15 protein-coding genes and 1 pseudogene are annotated in these 24,973 nt (G+C 37.4%); 8 read left to right on the top strand and 8 right to left on the bottom strand.

All coding sequences use genetic code 11. From position 1 onward, the window contains the following. Positions 1-75 precede the first annotated feature (75 nt). Complete coding sequence (locus UABAM_RS18230; protein ID WP_151969441.1) at positions 76-1,080, bottom strand: hypothetical protein; 1,005 nt, start codon at positions 1,078-1,080, stop codon at positions 76-78. A 175-nt stretch (positions 1,081-1,255) separates the two neighbouring features. Here UABAM_RS18230 and UABAM_RS34215 point away from each other — a divergent pair. The 3 genes and pseudogenes from UABAM_RS34215 to UABAM_RS33980 form a co-directional block, all read left to right on the top strand. Next, a pseudogene (locus UABAM_RS34215) lies at positions 1,256-1,378 on the top strand (hypothetical protein); the annotation flags it as partial. A gap of 111 nt (positions 1,379-1,489) precedes the next feature. Next, positions 1,490-4,585, top strand: coding sequence for a bifunctional serine/threonine-protein kinase/formylglycine-generating enzyme family protein (locus UABAM_RS18220; protein ID WP_151969440.1), 3,096 nt, complete (start codon positions 1,490-1,492; stop codon positions 4,583-4,585). A 14-nt stretch (positions 4,586-4,599) separates the two neighbouring features. After that, positions 4,600-4,728, top strand: coding sequence for a hypothetical protein (locus tag UABAM_RS33980; RefSeq protein WP_261343887.1), 129 nt, complete (start codon positions 4,600-4,602; stop codon positions 4,726-4,728). Between the two features lie 133 nt (positions 4,729-4,861). On the opposite strand, the gene UABAM_RS18215 is transcribed toward UABAM_RS33980, so the two are convergent. Next, a complete protein-coding gene (locus UABAM_RS18215) occupies positions 4,862-5,491 on the bottom strand; it encodes a PEP-CTERM sorting domain-containing protein (RefSeq protein WP_151969439.1) in 630 nt (209 codons plus the stop codon). Between the two features lie 295 nt (positions 5,492-5,786). Between UABAM_RS18215 and UABAM_RS18210 the strand changes: the two genes are divergently transcribed. Next, positions 5,787-9,737 carry a serine/threonine-protein kinase gene (locus UABAM_RS18210; protein ID WP_151969438.1) on the top strand — a complete coding sequence of 1,317 codons (3,951 nt, stop codon included), beginning with the start codon at positions 5,787-5,789 and terminating at the stop codon, positions 9,735-9,737. 94 nt (positions 9,738-9,831) lie between these two features. Here UABAM_RS18210 and UABAM_RS18205 read toward each other — a convergent pair whose 3' ends face one another. The 6 genes from UABAM_RS18205 to UABAM_RS18180 form a co-directional block, all read right to left on the bottom strand. Further along, complete coding sequence (locus UABAM_RS18205) at positions 9,832-10,737, bottom strand: regulator of G-protein signaling domain-containing protein (RefSeq protein ID WP_151969437.1); 906 nt, start codon at positions 10,735-10,737, stop codon at positions 9,832-9,834. A gap of 560 nt (positions 10,738-11,297) precedes the next feature. Then, complete coding sequence (locus UABAM_RS18200; RefSeq protein WP_151969436.1) at positions 11,298-12,050, bottom strand: thioredoxin domain-containing protein; 753 nt, start codon at positions 12,048-12,050, stop codon at positions 11,298-11,300. Positions 12,051-12,077: 27 nt separating this feature from the next. Further along, the gene (locus UABAM_RS18195) at positions 12,078-12,257 is read right to left on the bottom strand and encodes a hypothetical protein (protein WP_151969435.1); all 180 of its coding nucleotides are present in this window, start codon (positions 12,255-12,257) and stop codon (positions 12,078-12,080) included. A gap of 49 nt (positions 12,258-12,306) precedes the next feature. Further along, positions 12,307-12,972, bottom strand: coding sequence for a hypothetical protein (locus UABAM_RS18190; protein WP_151969434.1), 666 nt, complete (start codon positions 12,970-12,972; stop codon positions 12,307-12,309). A 10-nt stretch (positions 12,973-12,982) separates the two neighbouring features. Continuing rightward, entirely contained in the window at positions 12,983-15,256 is a 2,274-nt protein-coding gene (locus tag UABAM_RS18185) for an NAD-dependent epimerase/dehydratase family protein (protein ID WP_151969433.1), read from the bottom strand. A gap of 38 nt (positions 15,257-15,294) precedes the next feature. After that, entirely contained in the window at positions 15,295-16,308 is a 1,014-nt protein-coding gene (locus UABAM_RS18180) for a hypothetical protein (RefSeq protein WP_151969432.1), read from the bottom strand. A gap of 362 nt (positions 16,309-16,670) precedes the next feature. On the opposite strand from UABAM_RS18180, the gene UABAM_RS18175 reads away from it, so the two are divergent. The 4 genes from UABAM_RS18175 (at position 16,671) to UABAM_RS18160 (ending at position 24,971) form a co-directional block, all read left to right on the top strand. Beyond that, positions 16,671-19,289: an SUMF1/EgtB/PvdO family nonheme iron enzyme gene (locus UABAM_RS18175; protein ID WP_151969431.1), complete on the top strand. Its 2,619-nt coding sequence runs from the start codon at positions 16,671-16,673 to the stop codon at positions 19,287-19,289. Further along, on the top strand, positions 19,282-20,292 hold the full coding sequence (locus UABAM_RS18170; protein WP_151969430.1) for a fatty acid desaturase family protein: 1,011 nt from the start codon (positions 19,282-19,284) through the stop codon (positions 20,290-20,292). The genes UABAM_RS18175 and UABAM_RS18170 overlap by 8 nt, the downstream gene beginning before the upstream one ends. A 175-nt stretch (positions 20,293-20,467) precedes the next feature. After that, entirely contained in the window at positions 20,468-23,404 is a 2,937-nt protein-coding gene (locus UABAM_RS18165) for a tetratricopeptide repeat protein (protein WP_151969429.1), read from the top strand. Between the two features lie 13 nt (positions 23,405-23,417). Next, positions 23,418-24,971: a hypothetical protein gene (locus tag UABAM_RS18160; protein ID WP_151969428.1), complete on the top strand. Its 1,554-nt coding sequence runs from the start codon at positions 23,418-23,420 to the stop codon at positions 24,969-24,971. The last annotated feature ends 2 nt before the right edge of the window (positions 24,972-24,973 follow it).

Here is a 24,973-nt window from a genome sequence, read left to right as displayed (position 1 = left end):
TACCAGAAAAGATTGTATATACAAATGTTTTTTGAATTATTTTTCCACAAAGGAAAGATACGATGGTTTACGAAGTCAGTGTTTAATTGAACTTAGTCTTGATTTCACTCCTGCCAAATTTTCTTCTAATACCTCTTCTAAATACTCTAAACCACTTCGATTGTTTTCATAGATTACGGCTCGATGCGTTCTCCAATCAAAAGGTAAAGAATCTACAAGTTGAGATAAAATAAGTAGCGGTTTCTTTTTTAATTTTGCATATGTTGCTTCGGTAACAACATTTGGATTGGGATGTTTTGATGCAGAATCAGGAGAGAAGTCGACAATAACAATATCTGAATTATCAATCTCTTGAAAAATAGTATCGTGAATATTATCAATCTGAGGAAGTTGATCTACACGACAGCAGTCTAAATCATTCGCTTTGCAAGTCTTTTTAATCACTCTCCATACAGGCAAAAAAACAGGATTAAAAGGCATTGCTACAAAGACTTTTACATCACTTGATTGGTTCAAGGACTCTTGGTTTGTGCAGCGTTCTTTTTTCTCTTTTTTTGGCCTTATATTTTTTTCAGGTTTGTCGTTTGTTTCTACTACCTGATCTTTATTGAATTCGGTGGAAAGTCCTAAACTATCTAAGATATCATCGTGCGTTGATTGCGGAAAATAACAATTTAAAACTTCTTTAATCACTTGATGGCAAAAATGTTGATCTTCAGATAATAGCCGATGAATTTCTTTGGGAAAACCCGCCATTATGCTTTTCGCTGCAAAATAAGATTTAGAGGGACATTTTTTGGGATATTTATCTCTGTTTTCGATTTCCCACACACCATCATTTGCTAAATGCCAAAATGGTAACTCTGGATAGTATGATTGACGTTTAGGGCCGAACTCTTTGAGTAGTTCTACAAGTTTCTTAGAAATATCTGAAAGTAAAAATTTTCGTTGAGGTAATTTTGATATTGCGAGAAGAATCAAAAGTGGTTTATGAGGTGCCCTCACTCCATTTCTTTTGGCAATATTGAGATTTTTAATTTTTTGAAAAACATACTCTTTTGTCATCAGGTCTTTTTTCATAGGATTTACCAATCATATAAGTACTCCATAACAACTCAATATTTTACCATAGAGCTTGTTGTCTATGAATGGAAAATTAGCGACATTTTGTCCGTACAACAAGGTAACAGCCATTAGTAGCCAGTGCACTAACTAGTTAGAGCTTTAATAAAAACACTAGGCAGAGCTAAATAGTTTCCACACAAGGCCTGGTGCTCCTTTGGATAATAATATTTGCGAACGCGTGCTAAAAAAAGCTATCTACCACCGCCAAAATTCGTTATTCTATAACTCGTTTAAAAAAACAAAAATTCTTTAACTATTGCAAAAAAGTCCATAAAGAATATTGCTGTGCTAAAAAAGCAAATGCAAAAGAGTCGAAGTTGATCACATAAATCAGAACGAAAATATAGTGACTGTAAGGATTGATATGGATTTAACAAAAGTAGGTAAATGGCAAATTCAAGATGGTAGTGTTCTCAATACAAGAGAAGTATTTGCCAAAATCATTTTTAACGAAATAGATAGTTCACAGTTATGTCGCAGTGAAACCAGCAAAGACTGGTATCCAATCCAAACTGTTTTTTATGTGATCCATCGTTATGGTATTTTGAAAGAATTAGGCAGTGGGGCATTTGGTAACGTTTATTTGGCATTTGAAGCTAGAAAAAGAGGCGACAAACAGGGTCGATTGGTGGCCATCAAAAAACCAACCCAAAGTGTTTTAAAACAGTATGCAAAAGAATCAGGTAAGCACAACGACGAAGTGTGGGCACGGATGGCTATTGGACAAGCTTTTTCACAAGAGGCACTACTAACGGCTCGACTCGCAATGTCACCTAATGTGGTTAAGGTTCTCGACCACAATGTAACAGTTCCTTACGTGGTTTTGGAATTCTGCAATGGTGGCACTTTGGCAGAACGTTTATCCTTGCCTTATGATGCACCCAGCGCCATTTCGTGGGCTACTGAAATAGCTCGTGCTTTGTCCGCAGCCCATAATCTACAACCAGATAATCTCGTACATCGCGATCTTAAACCACAAAATGTTCTCCTCCACAACAACCATGCGAAAGTATCTGATTTCGGTACTTCAAAAATGGCATACCAGGCACAATCATTGCGTTCTTTGGAAGGAGGGTATACTCCCAAATACGCTGCTCCTGAAGTATTAGATGGTAAAGCATACCCATCCACGGATATATGGTCATTTGGAGTGATCTTATACCAAATGCTGAGTGGCCGTGCCCCATTTGAAGGTGAGGGCATGGTACAGCTCATGAAAAAAATTACCTGTGATTCACCAACTCCCGTCTCTACAGTGGCAAAACTACAGGTAGATTCATCCATCCACCATCTAATTGATCGCTGCCTCACAAAAGATCCCCACCAACGACCAACAGCAGAGGAGTGTGTGCAAATACTACAAAAAAACAGCGCCACACCTTCCACCGTGAATATAGTTTCCAAAAAGGAAACTGTTGGAAATACGAAAACCAAAATTCGACAACCATTGCGCCATTCTAGAACGCGAACAAGAAACATTTCACCAGCTCCACGTCGTAAACCAACAAAACCACAACCAAATAACTCATACGCCGCCATGATGATATTCTGTGTTCTTTCGGTAGGTGCGTTTATCTTTTTTTTAACCTACATCGCAACCAATTCTCACGAGTCGATAGACGTAACAACAGATGACAAAATCGATAACACAAAAAAAACTGTACCAAATAAACCTACTGACAAACCTGACTCGAAACTAGAAAATACACATAGTACTAAGACTCAAAAAACTGTTGAAGAACCGAACAAACCTAAAAAAACTGACAATACTGACTCTAAACTAGAAAATACGCCTAGTACTAAGACTAAAACAGTTGTGGAAAAACCTCAAAAAACTGAGAAGCCTGAATCTAAACCAGAAAATACGCCTAGTACTAAGACTAAAACAGGAAAATCTGAGACGGAAAGCAGCCAATCTGATACTAGTAACAAAACAGTCATCAATAAACCAGATGTCAATAAACCAATCAACAAACCTAAACCTGACAACGGAAAAAATCGCCAAATTCTACTTCACGAGAAAAGCTTTGCAAAACAAGTAATCGTAAAAGACAGAAAGCCACAAGAAATATACAGTTATTCCGCAAATTTAGAAAAGTGGGACGTTGATAAAATCGACATAGTTTTCGAAGTGGAGTTTCAATTTACAAACAGAAATGGAACTCCCATACACCAATTCTGGTCTTTAAAAGTAGGAGACCAACATGTCCACGAATATGGTCATTTATACGAAAAAGACCGTGGCCCTTACAACCGAAAAGAAGTTGTTCGCGCTACAATCCCCAAGAAAGATCAACTTAAAATAACACTTGTACATTACGTGATCTCCGGAATTTTTTATATGAATGTCTCTGCTGGTAAAATATCCATTTTGACCCACTCTAACGCCGACATTGACATCCCAAACAAAAAAGTTGTGGAAGAAAATAAACCCCAAGATGACAAACGCGAAAGCAACAAACAGCAAAAAATAAAAGCCCAAAAATGGAAAAAATGGCAACAACAAATGCAAAAAGATTTTGACTATGCACTTACAATTCACAAAAAACGCAACTCAAGTACCAAAAAAAAGCAATGGAAGAAATTTGTTGAAAAATACCAGGTGCACAACAATCCCTTCAGTGATGAGGACCAACAGTTGTTGCAAAAGGCAAAAGAGTACTTGTCAAAACTAAACACATCGCGAAAAGACAAATTTAGTGGTTTTACCTACAAAGGTAAAAAAACCTATAAGTGCAAAGGGATAAAATACAATGTGGCGCGCTATAAACACAACAAAACAGGTATGATGTTTGTTCTTGTTCCCGGTGGGACATTCAAAATGGGAAGCGAATACAATCGCGAAAAATACCCGGAAGAAACACCGGTGCACACCGTAACACTCAAGAGTTTTCTGATCGCGCAAACAGAAGTAACACAGCCTGCGTGGCTAAAAGTTATGAAATCAAAACCGTGGCGAGGTAAACCATATGCGAAGGAAGGTAAATCATACCCTGCTAGTCACATAAGTTGGTACGACGCCAACGAATTTTGCCAAAAGTCAGGACTAGAACTTCCCACCGAGGCACAATGGGAATACGCATGCCGCGCAGGCTCCAGCAGCAATTTTTACTGGGGAGAGAGTGCCGATTTTAACTATCTGTGGTTTTATGAAAACGCTGAGGCAAAAGGAAGTATGCACGCACAGCCAGTAGGGTACAGACTACCAAACGCTTTTGGTCTATTCGACATGTCAGGTAATCTATTAGAATGGTGTCTGGACTACTACGATGGTAACTATTACCAACGTAGCCCACAAGTGAATCCACTTGAGTCCGCAAAGGGGGGGAACCATGTTTACCGCGGTGGGTGGTGGAGTGCAAATAGTGACAGCTGTCGCTCATCGATGCGAAGTGGTAAATACCCTTCGACCCAACGAGCAGCTGGTTTTGGTTTTAGACCTTGTAAAAACATAGATTAAAAAGGAAAAGCGATATGCTTGATTTGACGAAAAATAATAAATGGGAAATAGATAATGGTAGTGTTCTAGACACCCGAGAGATCTTTGCCCAAATAATGAGCAACCAAATAGATCAATCTCAAAAGTGCCGCGCAAAAGAATAGACTTTTTTTATGGAAAATCCTACGGAATGTAATATTCGATATCCAACTTTCAAATCTTGAAGTTTATCATAGTTTTTTACGAAAGTTGGAGTTATAGCGCGATCCTCAAAACATGTTTATATGTCGAGGATCTTTATTTTTTGATCTTGCGGCGGCAGCCAAAAAGCATAGCGATACCAAAAATGAAAGCGAAGTATGTGCTTGGCTCAGGAACTGTAGTTTGATCAACAGTCCCACCTAGCTGAAAAAAAGTGCCATCACCAGTTGGTGGGGTCGTGATTTGAGCATCGAACGAAATGCTGAGGAAAGAACCTGTTAGCTGTACAGAGCCTTGAGAGTCTGATCCACTATTTGGTGTGTTGTCAAAAACTTGATTACCCACAACATCAAACTGGCTATTGCCAGATAATCTAGTTAATGTAATCGAAGGATCAAATGTTAAAGATGAATCTAGATCAGTAAAGTGGAAAATAGGATCAACAACTGCCTGGTCAAATGTTATTGTTGTTGTTGTGTTAAAGAGCTCGATGCCTAATGCATCAACACCAGACATTTGTGGTGCATAATTGGGATTATTGAAAATATTTGAATTAGTGAGCAGAGAAAAAATATTAGTTGTTGTTAGAGTAACCCCTACTCCACCGAGATCACCCGTCGCTACTGTCGTGGATGGATTGTCCCAATCTACTGCATCGACAACAATGGGAGCGGCAAAGAGAGGGATAGATGTGAATAGTAAAACCAGTAATAAAAATTTACGCATATAAAATCCTTTTGTAATGGTTGTAATTGTTACAGTACAAGCTACCTGACCTTGAAAACAATTATATTTCCCATAAGTATTTTGGCGATATTTGGCATACCGGTTACGTCTTTTGTAATATAGATATTACTTTAGTTGTTTAGTTAAATTCTATCAAAGTTGAGCCAAAATGCTTAAAATTTAGCATATCATAATGTGATAAAAAATAAAACTCTTTTGTTTGTCACATGTGTTTGCATAGCTGGCTTTGATTTCAGGCCTTGTAAAAACATAGTTGCCATTCGGGATAGTAAATATGAGTCAAAAATATCATATCATAAAAGAAATTGGACGCGGGGGGATGGGGGTTGTTTACAAAGCCCAGGACAACCATCTTAAACGTACTGTCGCAATAAAAACTTTGCAAAATATGTCCGTCCAAGCCGTCAAACGCTTTTTTCGCGAAATGCGCTCTATGTCAAAAATTCAACATCCTAATATTGTGCGTTTTTTTGATATGGGCAAACAAGGAAATTACTATTACTATACAATGGAGTACATTGAAGGACAGGATCTCGCAAGTTATATTAAAACAAGTGAGGTAAACTTTGAAGAAATTGCCCAAATCATTACAAAAGTTGCCCATGCCATTCATGTTGTTCACCAACACGGTATCGTCCATCGTGATTTAAAGCCACAAAACATTCTTATCGATCAAAATCAAAATCCATACATAGTGGATTTTGGTTTAGCAAAAGCAATGGACTGTGATAGAGATGTCACAAAAACAGCGGGCATTTTAGGTACGCCTTTTTATATGTCACCAGAGCAAGCGGAGGGAAAATTAGAACGTATTGATTACAAAAGTGACATATATGCGCTTGGCATTATCCTATACGAACTTCTGACAAAAAAGCGCCCTTATCAAGCAGGTTCTTTGATAGAACTTTTTTGCAAGATAATAGAGAATCCCATTCCACCGCTACGCGAACAAAATCGAGATATTCCTCCTGCTCTTGAGTATATATGCCTGAAAGCTGCGGCAAAGAAAAAGCAATCACGTTATCAAAATGCACAACAGTTGGCAAAAGATTTAGAAAAATTTCAACAAGGGAAAACTTTTACATCGCAACGAGTAGCCCGCAGATGGCTTTCAAAAATTACCGTGTGTGTTGTTGCTTGTCTTATTTTAGGTATGTTCATTTTTCATTCTCAAAAGACAAAAATGATCATTGAGCCATCGCCTGCAATCACTGCTTATAATTTAATGCGCACGGGATTGTATCAAGAAGCGCAACAAATTCTGAAAAAGGAATATGCCAAAAAACCAACACCTGAAATCCAACGACTACTATTTATTACTCATGTTGACCTAGAGCAATATGCTGAGGCACAAAAAATTTATAGTGCTACTTTACCACAAGTTTCTCTATATCAAGGCAAAATGTATCTCAGAAAAAGAGAATTTCTGCGAGCAGAGAAATTCTTTCTCAAAGCAACAAAAAACCCGGCAGTGAAAAATGAAGCATACTACTCTTTAGGATATTTATATTTTTTACAAAAAGACTACCAAAAAGCACAAATGTTCTTTGACAAAGTTTCGCAAACAAATCATACATTTTCGACAAAAGATTACTACTTACTACTAGGAAAAACGCTTTTTCACTCACAAAATTATTCTCGTGCGTCACAGTGTTTCGAAAAAGTAATAAAAATATACCCTTCGGTAAATACTTATGAATATCTTGCCAAATGTTATATGCAAACAAACAAATTTTCTAAAGCTCAAACACTATGGGAAAAATGTATCGTTTTCCAACCAGAAAATAGTACATTTATTACAAAATATGCCCAAAGTTTGTACTTACAAAAAAAATATAAAACAGCAAATGAACAGTTTTTTAAAGCCCTACAATTCAATCCTCGAAATTGGGAGGCTATTAGTGGCGTACTTAAAATAAATTACTATTCTCCCACTTTAAACTGGCAAAATAATTTGCACCTAATGAGACTGAGTAACCATACACTTTTTTTTCATCAATTTGATCTTCACAAATACTATATTGCTAAGGTGGAAAATGAAAATGAAAAAGCTTACTTGGCTTGGCAATCTCTAAAAAACCGTCAAGAAAAAGCGCATGTCTTTTTTAAATATCTTTCTTCGAAAACCCAAGTTCCACAAAAATCTCAACAAAATGCCATTCGCGGACTATTTTCCCTACGTCATACAAAAACAATTCAACAAACAGCGCAAAAATATTTGGCGCAAGAGAAAACAAATTCATACATGGCGGAAATATGGACAATGATTGATAGTAGGCGTATTCTCGAAGCAAAACAAACGTTATATTATTTGTTGGCAAGATTGTTTTTGTACAAAGACGTTTCCCATTTAGAGTTTTTACGAGAGCAAGCACCTACCATAGAAAAAATACTCCATGATCACAATGAACAGGTCGTCCATCGATATCTTGCCGCCAAGTATTTTGCAAAAATGATGAAACTTACCAAGTTAAAAATGCCAACAAAAAATAAAGATGATGCTATTACCACTTTAATAAAAGCCTTAGTTCTAAAAGAAAGTGGGTTTTCAGAACACATATCACAAACGAAGGGAATGGGAAATTATGATGAGTTTCTTCGCTATTTATTTATCAAAAACACTTCGGATAAAAATTGGTTACTTTCGGAGATAGAACAAGATAACAAGGTAACAATTAAAATTTCGGCTCTTTTCCAAGTGGTGGAAAGTGCCCAACATGCTTTAGCAATGGAAAAGGTACAAGAAATTCTCATTCAATGCCTTGAGAAAAAAATGCCAAAAGCTTTCCAAATTTGTGCATATGCGACGCTTTGGAAATCCATGGCAATAGAACAAAGTAAAACAAAAAATTCAAGATCAAAACCCTTACGCCATAGTAAAATATTGTTCAAAGCTCTCAATCACAAGGACAAAAAGATTCAATTGACCGTTTTAAGGTATCCGTTGTTGTACAAAATTCCTGGATATCAACAAAAGTTAGCGCAACTCGTAAATCATCCAACACTTGAAATAAGCCATGATGCGTTGCTTACTTTATCTTCTGTACATCCAGGCCACCCAATCTTCCTTAAAGTCCTTGATGGTGACAATTATTCTTTTTCTCTTCGCAATCTTGCGTTTATATGTTTATTTATCCGGGAAATGACCCAACTCGACATGTTCAAAATACTCGCCAAAATTAATCTACTCGATCAAAAAATACCATTGTGGTTACAAAATCCAAGTCCTCACTTTCGCGGTATGGTCGCTCTATATTCTAGTTTTTTAGGCGTTCAATCTATCTCTCGTATCGACAAGGAGCAAGATCCTCAAGTAAAAGCTTTTTTGCTTTTTGCCTTGCATCAACAATCTTTCATACCTCAGTATCAAATTTCACAACAAAAACGTTATCAAACAGCCATGAAGTATACAACATCTCGCCACAAATATCTGAGAATGACAGCACATTTAGTAAAAACATGTTGTACACCACAAAAAAGTTGGCAAAAATTGTTTCGCGAAGCACAACAAGGAAGTGAAAATCTAAAAATGGCGACGGCTTATGGTTTTATGGTTACTGTGCAAAAAACAATCATGAACTCAATGTCTTTAAACCAAAGGTTTAACTTTCACAAGACAAATGAATATAAAAAGAATTCCTTTAAGGTATTTGGTAAGCTGATTAAAGAAGGAAAAAGCCTAAAACAAGCTCTTGTTTACGCTGATAAGTTAATGTTTTCACATGAGGTAAAAACTCTTTTGGCTTTGTCATACATGCAAGAAAAACAATACAAAAAGGCGCTCACTTATCTTCAGGAATCTATAGAGAATAATCACCAGAACCCTTTTTTAGAAAAATGTTATCTTGCGGCTATGTATCAGGGACTCGGTATGAAAAAGGAACTGCGCCTTTTTTTGCAAAAGCATTTTTCACACGAAATTTCTTCTGAAAATTTGCAGTTTTTCCGCCCATCGATAAAAAAGATCGCAAAACAAGCTATTCGAGAAAAATGCTACACAGTAGCCACAAATATCTTACAGCAACTTCTAATGCAACCGGGAAAAGATAAATCAGCGATATACGTACAACTCGGGCGTTGTTATGCTCATCAAGATCAAGAAACAACTCTACATTTATTGGCATATGCTATTGCTGACAATGCAAAGATAACACTTGACCGACTCAATCAATATCCAGAGTTTTCGGTTCTTAGTTCTAAAAAATTAACGGCTCTTTTTAAGTGAAAATAGTACCAGACTCCAGAATTTGGCCGTGTAACGTGTTGTTACTTACGATCAAAATTACAAAGCCATTTTGTTTTGTAGTTTCATACAACCTTTACACTTTGAATTTATCCAAGAACTTATCTATCTTCTTCAGTCTTTTTTCTAAAATATTTAACTGCTTAATGAGTTCTTCGACATCTTCTTTTTGCTCACCATCGTCCATTTTTTTCGCACCGTCAACTAGATCATCCCGATGAACGGCAAGATTATTTAGATAACCCTTACAGATCGTTGTAGCATCGCTTAAATAGACATTAACTTCATCTTTGTTCTTTAATTTAATCTTTTTTTCTTTAAGTAGTCTAAATCTAAACTTTGATTTAATTTCTTCGCTAGCCGAAAAACGCGCCAGTACATCATTGGTATTTACTTCACAATATTTTTTGGTAGCTTTAATAACTTTTTTGACTTCTGCTTTATCAGCAAACGCGCTATCTTTTAAATCATTCCAACGTTTGAGTAACTGCCCCTGGATATTTACCTGTAGTTCTGCTTTTTCATCTATATAATTTTTGTAAATGTCCTCAGGCGCTTCTTCGCAACCCTCTGTAATAAACTTCCAATTTTCATAATTAAATTCTTTTTTGCACCACTTTGAAAACAACTCTGAAGCTAATTTATCTTCTTGCACTTCATTGATTTTTGCCGGAACTTCACCAACCCTAATTGTCTTGTACACTCCCAAAGCATCCAGTTTGGTAATGAATTTTTTGTTAAATTTTATGTAGTCGCCTAGTTCATATTTACCATATTTCAACCCCAGTGATTTTAGAAGTTTTTTGGCTGACTTTTTATTCATGCCAAGAGGAATATCTTTCGCATACTTTTCAAACTGCTTTTCAACTTGCTTTTTTGTTTTTTCCCATTTTTTGCAAATTTTACTTTGCCCAGCATAGGCATAGGGAGCAAAAGTGAATAATAATGCTATCAGTATTGTAAATGTAGAAAAATGCTTCATTGTTTTTCTCCTCTTTGTACACTTGTCAAAGCATTGTTTTCTAGTTCTATTTTAATACGCTTCAAAATACCACAAAACATGTGCAATTGGAACTTAATATTTCTCCGCTTGCAACGGCCACGTAATCAAAACCTCAGTTTAGGAAGAAAGCTCCAGTATTTGTGAATTTTGCAGACGTGTCTGCAAATTGTCACAATGATAACTTTAAATCGCTGGGTCCCGCATCTATCCAAAAATCTGCGATTTTTGGGTGCGGGATGACAGGTGTAGGTGGATCAAAACTTTGTTCTCTGAAACTACAAAACAAAATGGTTTTGCAATTTTGACCGTAAGTAATAACTGTACAACACTTTACACAACCAAATTGTACAATCCCAACAGCAAGTTGAAGTAGTTTCATTTTAATAAAACAACAGTGAGTTGTCGGGCACGGTCATCCCTGGCTTGACCAGGGACCCAGCGATATAAAAATGACTTTAAATCGCTGGGTCCCGCATCTATCCAAAAATCTGCGATTTTTTGGGTGCAGGATGACGGGTGTAGGTGGGGCTTATAGTAACTTATGGCCAGCTACTTTCCAGTGTCTTTACCCAGCCAGCAGCATTTTGTGCGGCTTTGGTTCCACTATATTTTTTCATAAACTTCTTCAGTACTAAAGCCAATCGTGCTTTGTCCTTGCTTTTATTTGGAAGCTTTGCCACCATTCGCTCTAGTTGCTTCGCAGCGCTGTATTCTTTTTTGTTCTTGCTACTCTTGCTCTCTTTTTGGATCTCTTTGGCTTGCTTTTCGAAATCCGTTCCTGACCATTCTTTCTTGATTTGCGAAGACAGAGTGTATGCTTGGAACACTTCGCGATCTCGGAGTAATTTTTTGGCGTGTTGTATTTGTCGCTCAGCGATCTTATCTAAATAGCTTACCATCGACTTTGCGGAATCTATTTTCTCGGCATTTTTTTGCGCGTATTTGTAGGCTTTGCCGTATTTCTTTTTTAAGATATTGTTCACAGCGGACTTTGAGCTGCCGTTGAATTTTTCGTAGAAAAACTTGGCGCGGTCGCGTAGTAGTTCTTCTATTCTTTTGTCATTGACACCAGAGGGATGCCCCGACCATGCGATAGATCCGTCGGCTGCGATGATGTGTACTTGGGGAATTCCTCTTCCTCTCGGAAAACCATATCGCGATGATTGTGTGTATACCTTATAGTCTATATTGGTATGGTGCGCGGAAAAATTTTGTACGGTGCTTAGTTTTTCTCCTGTAGAGGCGATAACAGATAGACCTTGTTTTCCGTATTTCTTATGTAACTTATTCAAGTGCGGCACGGCACTTCGGCACGGGCCTCACGTGGTGGCGAACATTTCGACGAAAATTACATCGCCTAAGTGATCGGCAAATGTGGCGCGATCGTCGTTATTGAAAATTTGGGAGCTTGTTAGGGAACTTTTGGACTGTATTTGCTGGCTATCGCACCACGCCATACTACAGGCAATTAGTAGTAAAACCATAAGTAAATTTTTCATATGTGCTCCTTAAAATAACGTAATTTAGTTATACAAAATCAGTAAATTTTTATAGATTTTCCGCCCATACTTTGGACCAACGTTCGATGGCATCTTTAAAAGACTTGAGGGTTTTTTTGCGTACGCTACTTACAAATATCCCCGTTGGTTCATACCAATATCCTTCGACCTGGTAAAAGCGCCAACAGTAAACGCTGTAGTAACCACGTTCTTTGTCTTTATGATAGCGATAAAAACTACGAAATGATTTTACGCGCTTCTTGTCCCCTGTTGATTCCAATACTTTTTGTGACACGGATTCGATGATGAGAACATTTCCGGGATCGTGTCCGATGTAAGCGTTTAAATTCATCTTGATCATTCCGGTGTCACTTTTGTCGATGTTGGTGTAGTTGATGGTGATGGCATCTATCTTAACTTCTTTGCCGCCTCGCTTAATGGTAAAGTAGTTTTTGACTACTTTCCATTTTTTATTGGTGGCTTGATCCGCAAACCACTTTTTCATATATTTGACCAACCCTGGGAATCCTGCGCCTTTTAAAGCAGACACTTTTCTTTTGGCAATAATAGATCCTTTGTAATACGAATTTTCGTATTTTGATTTAGATGTCCAGTATGGATCTTCGGTGTATTTGGCAGAAAATGTATTCGTTTTCCATTGTTGCGCCTGAAGTAGCGCCATTGCCAGAAAAACACATGTAAATATTTTGTACATTGAGAACTCCTTATTTTGCATTTCCTAAAAGCCACTTGAGCAACATGGTACTGAATTTAGACGACAACAACTTTTTGACCATTCGAATGCGTAGGAATACGTATTTTTCGCGACGGCTTGCTTGAGATTCTAGTAGTTGAGAAAGTTGTTCCAAGTCGTCTGAGGTTTTCATTAATTCATTGACCATCGCCAAAAAAGAGCTACTCACTTTTGATATTTTTTTATGAGTAACTGCAAAACCCAGTTTTACTTGCGGTTTATTATCAATAAAAAGGTAATAAGTATTCATACTCTCGTGGGAAACTTTTTCCACAAGCGCATCGATATATTTTCGTTCTAGTTCTTGGATGAAGTAATATTTCCCTAAGTTGTACAATACGCGTTTTACGAAATCACTTGCCAAAGAATCGCGTAGTAATGGCTTTAAATAAAACCCCACTGTTAAATATAGGTTGGCACTTTTTTTGAATTCATGCAACTTTTTTTCTAAATTCCACGCGCGTGGAAAAGAGTCGATCGCTTTGCGAAAAGATTGTATGGAGATTTTATTGTTTTTTATCTTAATTTTGAGAGCGATATCTCCCAAGTCGGACTGGATGAATACGCCAATATTTTTGTCGGGCACTATTTGCAACAACTCATCGCAAACACTCATATGCTTGTTTAACCACAAAAAAGTTTTACTTAAGATGGCGAGATGACAATAAAAACGCATCGTTTTAGGACTGAACTCTCCTAGTTTTTGTGTGAGATTAAATATTTGTTGACTGGTATTTAACGGGTATTTTCGTTCGACAACACTGTGTTCGTAGCGCAGTATTTGCAGTATGGTCTGTAAAATTTCGGGAAGTAACTCAGGGATAAATTGTTTTTTGCCGCTTTTTCCCACTATAGATGGTACGCTATTCCATACTTCTTGGAAAAATATATGCAGACTCTGTATATCGATATATATTTTGGGCAAGTCGAGTATTTTTAAATCGAGATATTTATTTGTTTTTTCGATCATTTGCGCATAAGAAGATAGTTCCTGTGCAATATTCGCCGCATTGTCGTATGCAGGTAGTAAGGTATTTTTGGTGTACTCATCGTACTTTTGAATGTGTTTAAAGTAGTTCCAGTCTCCTTCTTCACACCAAGAAATAATTTGTGCGAGGGATTTCTTTACGTCATTTTCAGGTGCCCATCCCAACATATTTTTAAGACGTTTATTGCTCATCACCGCTAAACTCAATATGTAGTCGGCGACATTTTCATTTAGAGAACTTTGTTTCTGTTGAAAGCGCAATTGATTGATAAAATCGTTGCTGTATTCAAAAAAACCACATAGATAACGAAAAGTGTTTTGCGAAACAGCGATTTGGTTTTGGTAGCCCACCCCCAACACATTCGCCAATTTACAGTCAATCCCCAGTAATTTCTTTTTAGGTATTTTTTCGTCGAAGAAACGCAACAAATTATGTAGAGATATCGTTCCATCTGAGACATTAAATATTTGGTAGCCCGGTTTAGGAGCGACCATAACCAAAAAGGAAACAAGGATTGCATCGCTAGCATTTAAAACGGAAATATCTTCAATACCTTCAATGGTTCCTAAAAAATAACCATTGGCAAATAAGTGTACTAATTTCATCAACCCATCATTTACACCGATACCGTAAACAGGAGCTAAACGCAAACAGTAAACTTCCAACTCCTGAGAGTTATGATACAATGTGGCGACCTGTTCCATTTCTTCAAAGCTTTTTCCCAAAGGGGTTGTAGGAACAATCATCTCATTTTCATCGCCTCGTCCCGCTCCGCAAACACAATTATCTGAAAACAAAATGAGGCGGCTTGGTGGTAAACTAGAAAGAATTTTGCATATTTTCTCTACTTGCAGAACATTTTTAGTGTACAACTTTATAAAATTAGAGTCTCCAATATTACGCTCATAATCGCTATAAAAGACCGTCACTGGTGAAAACTGTTCTAACAAACGACCAAGATCTTCCATATCTTTTATCGCGACCAAATCAACCGATTTATAACGCTCTTCTTCATAAAAAGACGGCTTAGAAAACGTAATAAAAACAATGGGGGTACGGTGTTGGTATTCCGTAAAGAAATGTAGTAAGTAATGTGTTAACCAGTTGTCATTTCCAACAATGACAATGGGGCGTGTTTGCTGTTCCCAAAACTCTGCGGTTTTCACATATTCAAGTTCGCTAGCCACTTCTTCAAGTTTGTAGCAAACATGTTGTAACCGGTGATCACTTAGCGTATTTTTTACAAAAAAAGTCATTGAACTACCTGAAGATTTAAACGCGGTATGGTTGTAAATTACTCGTTGTCACTTTTTTCTTCTGTGTTGTTATCTTCGTTGTCACTTTTGTTTTCGGTGTTGTTATCTTCATTGTCACTTTTGTCTTGTACGTCATCAGGAACTACAGCATTATTTTTTTGAAGATCAGTTGTCTCTGGTATAATAGTATCCATTGCAGGTGCAACGTACCGCTTTGCTTCGTCTTCAGGAGTTAGAATTTCTGCTTCTTCGGCGCTAAAACTTTTGCCTTGGTACTTTTGCTGTACGTGATTCCACTTTTCTTCCAAACTATTTTTAAAATCTTCATTATTTACCAAGTAAGGATACACATCGATATCACCATTGGCAAAACTCAGACGCTGGTATCGCAAGAAGAAAAATTTAGAAATAGACTTTGTTGTGCGTAAATGACGAAGAGGATATGCCTTTTTCTTTCCTAAAAATAAAATATCGTTATGGATGCACAGAGGTTTTGGAAACCATGGGAACCATAAAATTGTCAAAACGGGTAAAAAACAAAACAAAAATGCAATAAACGGGTAACTTAATAAAATAAAAGCTGGTATCAGAAGTACACCACCGACAATGACAGAAACCCATGTGTCTTCCGCAATGTTTTCTTTTTTGTCATTTACTTTTTTACGACGATAAATAAAATAAACAATAGGAATAATTAGTAATAGAAAAGACATGAACAGAGAATAGGCAGTACAAAAAATAAACGCAAATAGATAGCGTAAAAACCGCAAGATAACTTTTGGGTATTTGTACCAGGTTTGAGATAATGCGGGAACTTTTTTTTTCTCTAACATTTCGCTCACCTCTTCAAAACCTTTAAATGTAGAGTTTATACTAATCGGTTTTGAGTTAGGACGATGAAGATAAATCCCCCGATAACGAAGTGGTGTAAAAGGAATACCAATGGGACCCCATGAGCTGTATGACTGAAAATCTTTCCAAGAAATATTTTCGTTTCCATAACTAATTCCAGAGGTTTGGCCGGCAAGATTAAGGGCCATAGGTTTACGCATATACCACCGAATCTCAGCCATCATACAACCAATGGTAAAAAGTATTGGTATTAAAGAGTAAAACTGTGAAAGATAAAGTAGTATAATAATTGAAAAAATTACAATAGTACCATTAAAAAAAAACCTCATGGTAAGAGGGTTGTATCCTATACGAATGCTTAAGGATTCTTCAGTCACAGTAATACCTCCGCTTATTGGACTCCAAATTTATTTCACTAGGAGTTAAAAAGACATTGCTATGGCGATTATTTGTTGTAAAATTTTAGTATGGGATGTAATAACATCCTAGTCACCTCAAAATTTTATACCAAAATATCAAATTTAAACAAGTTAAATTTATTAATGATAACGGTTATTTTCATATGAATACTTCTCTACTTCACCAAGAAATACATGGTTATTTTGTCGATCGCTTAGAAAAACAAGATGACCAAGGAACTACTTACTACGGTTTTGATGTGGATGATAGCTACCCCGTAGCCATAAAAACTATAAATTTTATTTCAGACGATCATTTTCATCATCTTGCAAAACTCAAAGATTTATCACACAACAATTTGACAAACGTGCACGAAGTAGAAATATGGGAGGATGATAGTTTAATCATCATACGCGACTGGGTGGATAGCAAGAGTTTACACCAAGTTCTACAGGAAAAAAGCTATAGCTTACTCGAAAGCATCAATATACTCAAAAATAATCTGTTGGGTATTAGCTATCTACACAAACAAGATTATTTTCATGGTAATCTCACTTTGCACAATATCTTTGAATGGGAGTCAAACAGTATATTACTCACAGATTTTGGTCTGCGCTGTACAGAGGATTATGCCTTTCAAGATGATATTAATTTTCTACACAAACTTTTCTACAAACTTATTGTTGGTGATCCTGATGTCGAAGAATTTGATGATATTCTTTTAGAGAAAAAGTTATCAGAGCATATCCCCATGGAAAAAGTAGAGTCGCGCATTACGGTAATGAAGTACTATGAAAACTTAAAAGATATGGTTTTCAAAGATATGCGCAGCGCGCTAATTGATTTACAACCGGTTATTGGCTGCGTATACGATTTGCAAGAAAATGACGACTCTGACAACGGGCAAAAAATAGAAACAGGTAAACTTCGTAGAACAAGAACCCTTAAAAAAGTAGGTCGGACATCGACATTAAAGAAAATGCAACGAACAGGGGTAATGCCTCAAATAGAAAGTACGCGAAAACGCAAACGCAAAGATTACGGCATACAACGTAACAAAGAAGAGTCGTCAGGAATACTGGAAAACAGCGCCAGTGATTTAGAACTCAGCAAGAAAAAAACCGTTTCGTTAAACAATGACAGTGCCGAATGGGAAGAGTACACCAAGGAAGTTAACGAAGAAGACGACTTTCCAGACTTTCGTCTATCCACAGAGGTTTCAAGTCCTCTAGACCCAGAGGTTGTATCAAAAGCCATCGGTGATTTGAATGAACCGGCAGAGGAAAGTCCACAAGAGACTTCTGAGCAACAAAAATTTGTGGATGAGGACTTCTCCGAGTTTCAGCTCTCGTCACAAGCAACACAGCAACTTCCGCAACAAAAAAAGTTTGATGACGAAGACTTTTCGGAATTCCGTCTTTCGACAGAGAAGAATAGTGTTGCCGAGTTGTCTGCTGTAGAAGAGGAAGAACCACAATCTTCTCCCGAAGAGGCAAAGGAAGAAAAACCGTCGAACACCGATGTGGTTTTTGAGGACGCTCAAAGTAAGGACATCAGCTTTAAGCACATCGACTTAAATAAAAATGATGTACCGGTTCAAAACCCAACGACGAAAAAAAGTATCAAAAGCTACATCCCGAATGTTGAAAAACAGCCCAGTCAAACTGCGCAACAAGAAAATGAAAAACCACGCACGGTAAAATTAGACGAAAAAGCAAAATACGAAGTATTACGTCAACACACATCGAATTTATTAAAAGATGTGGACGGCACAGGCACATATGTTATGCCAAAGCCCGTCAAAAAAGAATACCAACGTAAACGTGCTAAGTATGTGTGGTTCTCAGGCATCGCTATTTTTATTATGGCGTTTACCTATATAAAACTGCAGACAGATTTTGACATTCATACAGCGATGAAAGCTGTTTTTGGCAATGGGGGTAACGATCCGAGTCAAACTGTTGACCCAAAAACAAAAGGTTGGTTTGATGAGATCATGCCAAAAGGAATTATAAAAGGTAAGAAAAAAGGCGAGTACTTATGGACCGCTGATCAAAGTATCATGGTATATATTCCGGCAGGTAAGTTTTGGCGTGGATCAAATGCAGGCAAGAAACAAGAACAGCCAGAACGACTTATATTTCTCTCCGCTTACTATATTGATAAGTATGAACTTTCCAACGCGCAATTTCGGCAGTTTGTTGCCCAGACAAAACGAAAATCAACAAAATATTTGTCGCACAAGAAGTTAGGAGAAGATGAGCGTCCTGTGGTGTCCCTAAGTTGGCATGATGCGCATGCATACGCGCAGTGGGCAAAAAAACGCTTACCGACGGAAGCAGAATGGGAAAAAGCCGCAAAGGGAGGTATTAAAATATCTCGTTACCAAGAAGGTCACTTTATGACGATAGACAACACGATTGCCAAGAGAGTATATCCGTGGGGAAATCGTTATAAAAAAAATAATGCCAATATGCGTAAGAAAAAAGGTGGACCTTCTTTTGTGAGCTCTTTTTTGACAGGACGCTCTCCTTATGGTTGTCATAATATGTTAGGTAATGTTTGGGAGTGGTGTGCAGATTACTATCAAACCGGATATTACAATTCATCTCCGATAAAAGATCCACAAGGGCCAGAGAAAAAAATGAAATACCGCGTTTGTCGCGGAGGAGCTTGGAGCTCAAACAAAGTATATACTTTTACTAGACGTGGTTTACAACCAGAGCAGACTAAAGTATATGTGGGGGCACGATTTGTCGTGACAGGAACCAAGAATGAATAACTACCATGCTCATACTAAGGATTTACGCTGCGAACTTAAACAAACAATTGACAACAACATCCTAAAAGAGTTACACAAAAAAAAGTGGTGGAAACATTTTGCCATTCTATTCAAACAGCTTGGTATCCTCATTCTTTGTTGCTGGGGAATTCTCACATACGACAACGCCGTGGTGTGGTTTCCATGTTCCATCGTTATTGGATTTGTTACCTTTGCGTGGAACCCAATGCTCCACGAAGTTATTCATGGCTGTGTATTTCAAAAACAGCGCCCTATTCTAGAAAATATACTTGGTTACTTTTATGCGAACATGGGTGGCCTGTGCAAAACGCAATTTACCCGATGGCACTTAAAACATCACAGTGAACTAGGCTCCTTTGAAGAAGATCCTAAACGCGCATATCTAACTCCTAAGGTGATCACTCGTTGGTACAAATTTCTGTACCTAACCCCAGCATTGTTTTTGATTTACTTTAAAGCAGCTGGTAAAGAAACAAAGAGTTACCCTTGTGATGTACAAAAAAAAATCCTTTGGGAGAAAATAGTTTTATTTTCTTTTCATTTGCTAATTTTTCTAGGAATTACTTTCGTTATAAGTTTTAGCCATGCATTAAAACTACACATAATTCCTTACGTATTTGTGTTTCCAATCGCATTTACAATCAATAGATTGGGACAACATTATGCGATAGACCCTAACGACCCAGCACATTGGACAACTTTAATACAGTCCAATTTTGTTACCAATAATATTTTTGCATATTCAAATTTGCATTTAGAGCACCATTATTTTCCGCGCGTTCCCTGTTACAATTTACCTAAATTGCAAAGTTGTCTCGAACCCTTATACCAAAAACACAAGATAAAATCGAAAAAGTACAGTTGGCTTTTATATCAGTGGTTTATACTAAATCAGGAACCCCATACAAACTGGGACAACAATCAACCTGTAAAAAACCATCATTTCCCACATAAAAAACAGTTGAAAAACGCGAAAATATGAATTATCTTAATCTGTTTAGAATATGAAGTAAATCGATACAGTCTTTATCCTTTATAACTTGATCTACAAATGTAGATGTGGTTAGAAAAACACACTGAAAATTAAACCATGGTAAAATTTGCCTCTATTAGCCGCCGCAAAGAAAGCTAGGATAAAATAGCTCAAGGAGAATTTTATGAGTTTAGAACAAGATCTAAAACGTTTACGCGATGAGCGACAACAAAAATTCAATGAAGAAGATTGGGAAGGTGCCCTTCAAATTCACGACCAAATTTTAGAATTAAGTCCATCGCCTCTGCGTTATGCAAATAGAGGTTCCATTCTTTACAGACTAGGACGTATAGAAGAAGCAATTGGAGCTTATCGCAAAGCCCTAGAATTAGATCCTAGCCTGAAACGCGCCAAAGCTGATTTAGAAAGACTTGAAGGCCAATTAAAAGAGCAGAAAAAAGAGCCACAACAGCCAAAAGAAACAAATTTACCACTACCTAACCAAAATAATAAAATTCCGCAATCGCAACAAGAAAAGCTCAACCAACTACGCGATCAAAGGCAGGCGTGTTTACAAAACGAAGACTGGGAAGGTGCTCTACAAAAACACGATGAAATTCTTGCCATAGAGCCTACAGCATTGCGTTATGCCAACAAAGGGTCTATCCTTTATAGGCTAGGACGTCTTTCGGAAGCTGCTGACAGCTATCGCAAATCTTTAGAGCTAGATCCTTCTATGGAGGCCGCCAAGCGCGACCTCGAAAGACTGGAAGCGCAAATGGAAGAAGAAGGTCTTCTCGGAGGCGGCGGAGGAAAACAAAACGAAAAAGAAGTATATGAAAAAATAGAGCGTCTACGCAAACAGCGCCAAGAAAAAGTTGAAAAGGGCTTATGGGAAGAAGCGCTTGCCATTCACGACCAAGTTTTGGCCTTAGAGCCTACAGCATTACGCCATGCAAACCGCGGAGCCTTGCTGTACCGACTAGGAAAACACCACGATGCTATTGCTAGTTACAAAACAGCTTTGGAACTCGATGACTCGTTAGAGCAAGCAAAAGAAGCTATTACACACCTAGAAGGTTTACTAGAAGAAGAGTCACTCCTTGCAGGTTCCGAAAACGAAGGAGACATTGCCCAAGAAGAACTCGCGCAAAAAATTGCTGAATATCGCGATCAACGCCAAGTTTTTATCAAAGAAAAAAATTGGGAAAAAGCCCTAGAAATGCACGACAAAATTATCGAGTTGGAGCCAACAGCTTTGCGTTACGTCAATAGAGGAGCGATGTTATATCGCATGAAAAAGTTACATGAAGCTATTGATGCACATAAAAAAGCTCTAGAAATGGACCCTTCACTTGAAAATGCGAAAAAAGACATCGCACGAATGGAAAAAGAGTTAGAAAAGAAACGCAATGCCGCACAAGAAGAAACAATTACTCCACTTGTGGATAATGAAGTCGACCAAAAAGAAATAGAAGAAAAATTAGAACAACTCAAGGCTAGACGTCAGGAACAAATAGAACTCAATAACTGGGAAAAAGCTTTACAATATCAAAATGAAATTATCCAGTTAGAGCCCAACGCTCTGCGTTACACAAATAAAGGATCTATGTTATATCGACTAGGTAAAGTAAATGAAGCGATATTATGTTACCGCAAAGCCCTAGAGCTTGATCCTGAATTAGAGCGCGCAACTAGCGATCTAGAAAGACTCAAAGAAAACGAGATGGACCGCTTACGCGAAGAACGTCAAATTCAAATGGAAGAGGAAAACTGGGGACAAGCACTCTATCTACATGATATAATTTTAGCATTAGAAACAACAGCACTGCGTATGGCAAACCGCGGATCCATTCTTTATCGCATGAACCGCTTCCAAGAAGCCATGGAAAGTTATAACAAGGCCCTAGCATTAGACCCTCATTTAGAAAAAGCCAAAGAAGACATCGCGCGTTTACAAGAAGAAATGAACCAACCACAAGAGCTTTCTGCAATTCCCGAAGAATTTGAAGAAGTAGAGGAAGACGAAGAATTTTTTGATGCCGTTCCAGTCGACGAAGCCGAAGAAATGGAACAAATGGATGAATTCTCCGTGGAAGAAGAGGTACTAAGTAGCTTACCTGTTAGTGTATTAGAAGGGCACAAAGGCGAAGTTACAGATATACAAATAGTGCCTAATACCTCCACTCTCATCACTGCAAGTAAGGACAAAACAATAAAAATATGGGACATTGACAGTAAAGAATGCATCCGAACACTTGAAGGTCATGATGATTGGGTACGCTTTCTAACACTCAGCCCCGACGGTTCACGCCTTTTTTCATGCAGCGATGATTGGAATGTTCGCGCATGGAATTTTGAATCTGGACAGTGCGAATACATATTAGAAGGCCACACGATGCCTGTACTACATGTCTCAACTTCACCAAGTCACCGTTTCTTGTTCTCTACTAGTCGTGACAGAACAATCAAGATTTGGGACTACCAAAACGGAAAATTACTTTCTACCTTAGAAGGACATGAAGACTGGGTTAATTACTTTATTCCCACCCCGGATGGAAATAAAGCGATCTCATCGAGCTTAGACGGAGACATTCGTATCTGGAACGTTTTAGGTTGGCGTTGTACTAATACTCTAAAAGGCCACCAAGGCTGGATTGAATTTTTGTACTTAGTTCAAGACGGCAGTAAAATTGTATCTGGTAGTAGCGATAATACCATAAAAGTATGGAATTTTTCCGAAGGAACCGAAGAAAAATCGATTTCGACCAATACAGCACTTACAGACATGATTCTAACTAAAGATGGTACGAAAGCAATTACCGCGACAAAAGACAATACTATTCGCATTTGGGATTTAAACTCAGGTGAATGTACAAAAATAATACGCGATCAAAATTCAATTACGGCAAAGCTTACTCTCATTAACAACGATGAGTATATAGTGTCCTCATCTTTAAAGGGAGATATTAGTATTTGGTGTATGGCTTCCGGTGCCAAAATTGCACAGTTTGATGATAATACAGTTACCAATAAATTCACGATCATTCCAAATAAAAACCTACTAATAGGCGCTTGCCGCGATGCGACAATAAAAATTTGGAATACCGAAAAATGCTAATGTAGGAGTTAACATGCGTATAGTTATAGGATTCATCCTTGTACTTCTAGTAGGATGTTCAGATTCTTTAGAACAAAAAGCCAAAGAAGCTGTTAAGCAAAAAAAATATCTCAAAGCACACTCGCTTTATAAACGTGCCATAGCCAATAAACCGAGAAAAGAAAAGCTATATACTGGCCTACAAGAGACAATAGCACTCGTCATTCATCAGGGTGTCAAACACATCAAAGAGAATAAATTTAACGAAGCGATAAATACCTTAAACCCTGTCGCTTTAGACAAAGAATACCCTTCTGTAGACGCTAAGGTGGGACTAGGCATAGCATATTTAAACAGCTATAAGATGAATAAAGAAAATATTTTCCGTGGTTTTCTATTGTTCATGTCTGCTCTAAAGCAATCAAAAATGCGTATTCCCATGACGGGCATACATAAAGATATCTTAGCATGGCTTGTTGAAAAAGGTTTGTCAAAAGAAGATATCCTACACTACAACTTTCGCAAAACCTATGATGTAGGCACTGTTTATCGTCAATTTTTGTTCTACAACATCGTGCAAGAAATTATGAAACAAAAAAGCGCACCACGTCCAGAGTTTCTCGCACAAGAACAAGATGAAAAAATATTGCATTTACATAATTTATTGGTGTGGTGCGTTCACAATATGAAAGTCGTCTCTCCACAAAACAAATATTGTGCACCCGTCAGTAGCGCCTGGAACATATTACGCGGTTATGGTTCAAAGGAACAACGCGATGTGTGTTTCGCTTTTTTATGCCAACAGCTAAAACTACCTTGCTATTTTCTACAAGCAAATGGCACCATTTATCCAATAGTGAAGGTCAATGATAAATGGATTTGTATTGATTTTTCAAGCCATAGTTTTTTACTTCACGAAAAAAACTACACATTTTCGCTACCGCAACTTCTAAAAACACTAAAGGCAAACGAAACGGGTAAAATTTGGTTGGTTTTCCCACCGCGTAGTATTGTTCCGCGCATGTCGATTTTAACAAGATTGCATTTGTTTTACAAAATTGAGTCTCCCGAATTTTACTATGACATCAATCAACATGCAACGAGAGTCTACAAAGATTTGGGTACGGAGTTTTCGGTGGCTAACGTACAAAACCTTATTACAAATAGTGACAAACTCAATGTGCAAATCTATGAAAAACCCATCGAAATATGGAGTAAATACAATCACAATAAAGACGAAAAATTCATAAAAAATTGGCAGGATAAGGCACCTATCGATGGTATGACAATACAAATGATTCTGTTATCTGTCACTGGGCAAAAATTTTACACAAAGAACTTTATCGAAGAGATAAAAAAACCGAAGAATGAAGAATTTTTCTTATACTACAATGCCTGGGGTTTAAAAAACATTGGTGAAATTGACGCGGCACAAAAAAAGTTTCTTCTCTATCTAGAAAAATATAAAGGTGGCTTTTGGGAAGAAAATGTCAAAATGCATTTAGGACAAATTGATTTTTGGCAAGAAAAACAGGAAAGTACCTATTACAAAGAAACATTTCTCAAAGATAGCTACTTCGTCAAATAACC

The sequence above is a fragment of the Candidatus Uabimicrobium amorphum genome, from assembly GCF_009002475.1.
Lineage (GTDB): Bacteria > Planctomycetota > Uabimicrobiia > Uabimicrobiales > Uabimicrobiaceae > Uabimicrobium > Uabimicrobium amorphum.
This window is presented reverse-complemented; position numbering and strand designations above follow the sequence as displayed.

Bases quoted from the DNA above. Each gene is read 5' to 3' on its own strand.
- UABAM_RS18165 (WP_151969429.1), top strand. From the start codon at position 20,468: ATGAGTTTAGAACAAGATCTAAAACGTTTACGCGATGAGCGACAACAA.
- UABAM_RS18210 (WP_151969438.1), top strand. From the start codon at position 5,787: ATGAGTCAAAAATATCATATCATAAAAGAAATTGGACGCGGGGGGATG.
- UABAM_RS18170 (WP_151969430.1), top strand. From the start codon at position 19,282: ATGAATAACTACCATGCTCATACTAAGGATTTACGCTGCGAACTTAAA.
- UABAM_RS18180 (WP_151969432.1), bottom strand. From the start codon at position 16,308: ATGCGTAAACCTATGGCCCTTAATCTTGCCGGCCAAACCTCTGGAATT.
- UABAM_RS18205 (WP_151969437.1), bottom strand. From the start codon at position 10,737: ATGAAGCATTTTTCTACATTTACAATACTGATAGCATTATTATTCACT.
- UABAM_RS18185 (WP_151969433.1), bottom strand. From the start codon at position 15,256: ATGACTTTTTTTGTAAAAAATACGCTAAGTGATCACCGGTTACAACAT.
- UABAM_RS18175 (WP_151969431.1), top strand. From the start codon at position 16,671: ATGAATACTTCTCTACTTCACCAAGAAATACATGGTTATTTTGTCGAT.
- UABAM_RS18190 (WP_151969434.1), bottom strand. From the start codon at position 12,972: ATGTACAAAATATTTACATGTGTTTTTCTGGCAATGGCGCTACTTCAG.
- UABAM_RS18230 (WP_151969441.1), bottom strand. From the start codon at position 1,080: ATGAAAAAAGACCTGATGACAAAAGAGTATGTTTTTCAAAAAATTAAA.
- UABAM_RS18220 (WP_151969440.1), top strand. From the start codon at position 1,490: ATGGATTTAACAAAAGTAGGTAAATGGCAAATTCAAGATGGTAGTGTT.
- UABAM_RS33980 (WP_261343887.1), top strand. From the start codon at position 4,600: ATGCTTGATTTGACGAAAAATAATAAATGGGAAATAGATAATGGTAGT.
- UABAM_RS18195 (WP_151969435.1), bottom strand. From the start codon at position 12,257: ATGAAAAATTTACTTATGGTTTTACTACTAATTGCCTGTAGTATGGCG.
- UABAM_RS18160 (WP_151969428.1), top strand. From the start codon at position 23,418: ATGCGTATAGTTATAGGATTCATCCTTGTACTTCTAGTAGGATGTTCA.
- UABAM_RS18215 (WP_151969439.1), bottom strand. From the start codon at position 5,491: ATGCGTAAATTTTTATTACTGGTTTTACTATTCACATCTATCCCTCTC.